The sequence below is a fragment of the Aeromonas sp. HMWF015 genome (assembly GCF_963878965.1).
Classification (GTDB): domain Bacteria; phylum Pseudomonadota; class Gammaproteobacteria; order Enterobacterales; family Aeromonadaceae; genus Aeromonas; species Aeromonas veronii.
This window is the reverse complement of the sequence record NZ_CAWNZT010000343.1, coordinates 1-3,497: the sequence shown is the minus strand read 5'-3', so window position 1 is coordinate 3,497 and position 3,497 is coordinate 1. Positions and strand designations below refer to the sequence as shown.

Below are 3,497 nucleotides of genomic sequence, written 5' to 3'. Positions count from 1 at the left end.
CCGATATCAGCTTGACCAGATTCGGCTTGCTACAGGCCGGACAGTCGGTCAGGGGGGCATCGGAAAGCTTTTGCAGTTTTGCCAATTCATGGCCACAGACGTCGCAACGATATTCGTAGATAGGCATGGGTCACAAGAAATTGAAAAACAAAAGGGCTGGCATTATAGAGGAAAACCCCCTTTTGGGTAAAATGGCCAGAAGCCTCCTTTCGCCAGTTTTTTGCACTCGATGGCAAAAAGCGGGCAAAAAATCGGCACGAATGCACCAAGAGCGAAGAGAATAGCCATCATGAGCCTCTATTTGGGCCTGCCACAGTGGTCCCACCCCAGCTGGCCCGGCCAGTTGCTGGGCCTTGGCGCCAAGCCTGCCGAACACCTCGCCCACTACGCCACCGTGTTCAATTCGGTGGAGGGCAATACCACCTTCTACGCCCTACCGACCCCCGATACGGTACAGCGCTGGGCCGATGCGGTGCCCGATCACTTTCGTTTCAACTTCAAATTTCCGCAAACCATCAGCCACCAGAGCGATCTGGTGAGCGCAGACAAACAAGTCGCCGACTTTATTCGCCTGCTCGCCCCGCTGCACGACAAGCTGGGGCTGCTCACCCTGCAGTTGCCCGCCCGTTTTGGGCCAGAGGGGCTGGCCAGACTGGCGGCCTTCATCGATCGGCTGCCGCGGACGTTTCGCTACGCCCTAGAAGTGCGTCACCCAGAGTTCTTCGCCAAGGGGGAGGCCGAGCGGGCATTGAACCGGCTGCTGATGGAACAGGGTGTAAACCGGGTGATGCTCGACAGCCGGCCACTCTTCTCGGTGCAAGCAACCACGCCAGCCCTTGTCGATGCCCAGGGCAAGAAACCGCGCCTGCCGGTGCATCTGCTGGCCACCGCCAACGCCCCCATGGTGCGCTTTATCGGCCTGCCGGATCCGGCGGCCAATCACCCCTTCCTGCCCAGCTGGCTCCCCCACTGGCGCCAGTGGCTTTCCGAGGGCAAGGATCTCTACCTCTATATACATACTGCCGACAACGCCCAGGCACCTGAGCTGGCCCGCCAGATCACCCGCTTGCTGGAGCAGGAGATGGCCCCCTGGCCGGGGGAAAACGATCGCGCACGGCAGGGAGTGCTGCGCTTTTAGCCAACCCATTCTGCGGCCATCGTTTCGCTGCAAAAAAAGTGCTTTTTTGTGGCATGGCAAGCCCTGGCGTCAAGACAAACGGCCATCAATCCTCTACACTACCGCCCCAAGTAAGGGTCCGGAACATGGCCCGTACGAACAGGACAGGTCCAAAGGATTTCATGACCAGCTACCCCGTTCGTAAACAGGTGATAAATCTACTCTGATGGGTGTCACCCAACGACTCAATTGAACAATACAGCCGGGTGATGTCCCGACTGTCAGGTTGCGCCAGCATGCATACCAAAGATCAAATTTTTGCCGCCCCGATCGCCCGATTGGGAGACTTCTGTTTTGACGAACAGGTCGTCGACGTGTTTCCCGATATGATCCAGCGCTCGGTGCCGGGTTACAGCAACATCATCTCTGCCATCGGCATGATGGCCGCCCGCTACGCCCAACCCGAGAGCCGACTCTATGATCTCGGCTGCTCACTGGGCGCCGCGACCCAGGCGATGCGTCGCCATGTCAGCCAGCCCGGCTGCCGCATCACCGCGGTAGATCTCTCCCACCCGATGATCGAGCGCGCCCGCGCCCACCTCTCCGGTTTCAAATCCGAGGTGCCGGTGGAGCTGGTGGAGGCGGATATCTGCGACATCGAGATTGAGAATGCCTCCGTGGTGGTGCTCAACTTCACTCTGCAATTTGTCGAGCCAGAAAAACGGGCCGCCCTGATCCAGCGCATTCACGATGGTCTGCGCCCGGGCGGGATCCTGATCCTGAGCGAAAAGTTTCGCTTCGAAGATGAACCGGTCAACGAGCTGCTTATCGATCTGCATCTCGACTTCAAGCGGGCCAATGGCTACAGCGAGCTGGAGATCAGCCAGAAACGCACTGCCCTTGAGAACGTGATGCGCACCGACAGCCTGCCGGTGCATCAGGCCCGTCTGCGGGAGGCCGGTTTCGTTCATCAGGATCTCTGGTTCCAGTGCTTTAACTTCGGCTCCATGATTGCCATCAAATCCAGCGACGCCCAGCCATGATCGACTTTGCCAATTTCTATCAACTGATTGCCAAAAACCGGCTGAGCCACTGGCTGCATACCCTGCCCGCCCAGCTGCACGCTTGGCAACATGACAACCAGCATGGCGACCTGCCGCGCTGGAATCGTGCCCTCAACAAGCTGCCGGTGGTCTCCCCCGGCAACATCGAGCTGAAAAGCCGGGTCGAGATTGGCTCGGCCGAGAGCCTTGGCGAAGGTGAACGCAAGAAGGTCGAGAGCCTGCTGCGCCACTTCATGCCCTGGCGCAAGGGGCCGTTCACCGTGCACGGCATCCACATCGATACCGAGTGGCGCTCTGACTGGAAGTGGGAGCGGGTGCTGCCCCATATCAGCCCGCTCGAAGGCCGTTACGTGCTGGATGTGGGCTGCGGCAGCGGCTATCACCTCTGGCGCATGGTGGGAGAAGGGGCCAAGCTCGCGGTCGGCATCGACCCGAGTCCGCTGTTTCTCTGCCAGTTCGAGGCCATTCGCCACTTCGCGGGCAATGATCAGCGCGCCCACCTGTTGCCGCTCGGCATTCAGGAGCTGCCGGAGCTGCGTGCTTTTGACACCGTCTTCTCCATGGGGGTGCTCTATCACCGCAAATCCCCCATCGAGCACATCGAGCAACTGCGCAATCAATTGAAAGATGATGGCCAGCTGGTGCTGGAGACGCTAGTGATTGACGGCGGTGTCAACGACGTGCTGATGCCCACTGACCGTTACGGCAAGATGCGCAACGTCTGGTTTATTCCCTCAAGCCGCGCCCTCAAGCTGTGGGTCGAGCGCTGCGGCTTCACCGACGTGCGGATAGTAGACGAGAATATGACCAGCACCGACGAACAGCGTCGTACCGACTGGATGATTAATGAATCCCTGAGTGATTATCTGGACCCAGACAATCCGGCACTCACGGTAGAAGGATATCCGGCACCGAAACGTGCCGTACTGATTGCCCGCAAGGCCAAAGACTAGCCGATGGCGATTCAGGAAGTTACACTGACCCAATTCCAGGAAGCACAGTTAAATGAATGACATGAAAAGCAAATTAAAAGGAATGACCCTGCTCTCCCTGCTTAGTCTCGGCGGGTGTGTCAATATGGAAAAAGCGCCTCAGGTCCCTGCTCTGACGCTGGCCGAGCTTCGTAGCGAGCTGAGCCAGAGCGAGCAACGCCTGCAAACATCCATGGAACAGCAACAGAAGCAGTATGTGCAGCAACAGCACCTGCTGGTTCAGCTCAACACAGATGTCACCAATATGAAAGAGTCCGTCAAGCAAGTAGACCACAAGCTCGCCACCCCCCCTTCCGAGCCGCCCAAGCCGATGGCCATCCCCAC

4 protein-coding genes and 1 pseudogene are annotated in these 3,497 nt (G+C 58.7%); 4 read left to right on the top strand and 1 reads right to left on the bottom strand.

The features are described 5' to 3' along the window. On the bottom strand, positions 1-127 hold a 127-nt coding region (locus AACS18_RS17300), incomplete at its 3' end, for an FmdB family zinc ribbon protein (RefSeq protein ID WP_146184788.1). Positions 128-289: 162 nt separating this feature from the next. Between AACS18_RS17300 and AACS18_RS17295 the strand changes: the two genes are divergently transcribed. From AACS18_RS17295 to AACS18_RS17280, 4 genes and pseudogenes are all read left to right on the top strand, one after another. Then, entirely contained in the window at positions 290-1,138 is an 849-nt protein-coding gene (locus AACS18_RS17295; RefSeq protein ID WP_108612838.1) for a DUF72 domain-containing protein, read from the top strand. A 275-nt stretch (positions 1,139-1,413) separates the two neighbouring features. Beyond that, a complete protein-coding gene (gene cmoA, locus AACS18_RS17290) occupies positions 1,414-2,160 on the top strand; it encodes a carboxy-S-adenosyl-L-methionine synthase CmoA (RefSeq protein WP_108612837.1) in 747 nt (248 codons plus the stop codon). Beyond that, entirely contained in the window at positions 2,157-3,134 is a 978-nt protein-coding gene (gene cmoB, locus AACS18_RS17285) for a tRNA 5-methoxyuridine(34)/uridine 5-oxyacetic acid(34) synthase CmoB (RefSeq protein ID WP_108612836.1), read from the top strand. Before cmoA ends, cmoB begins: the two co-directional genes overlap by 4 nt. A 61-nt stretch (positions 3,135-3,195) precedes the next feature. After that, a pseudogene (locus AACS18_RS17280) lies at positions 3,196-3,497 on the top strand (ATP-dependent zinc protease); the annotation flags it as partial.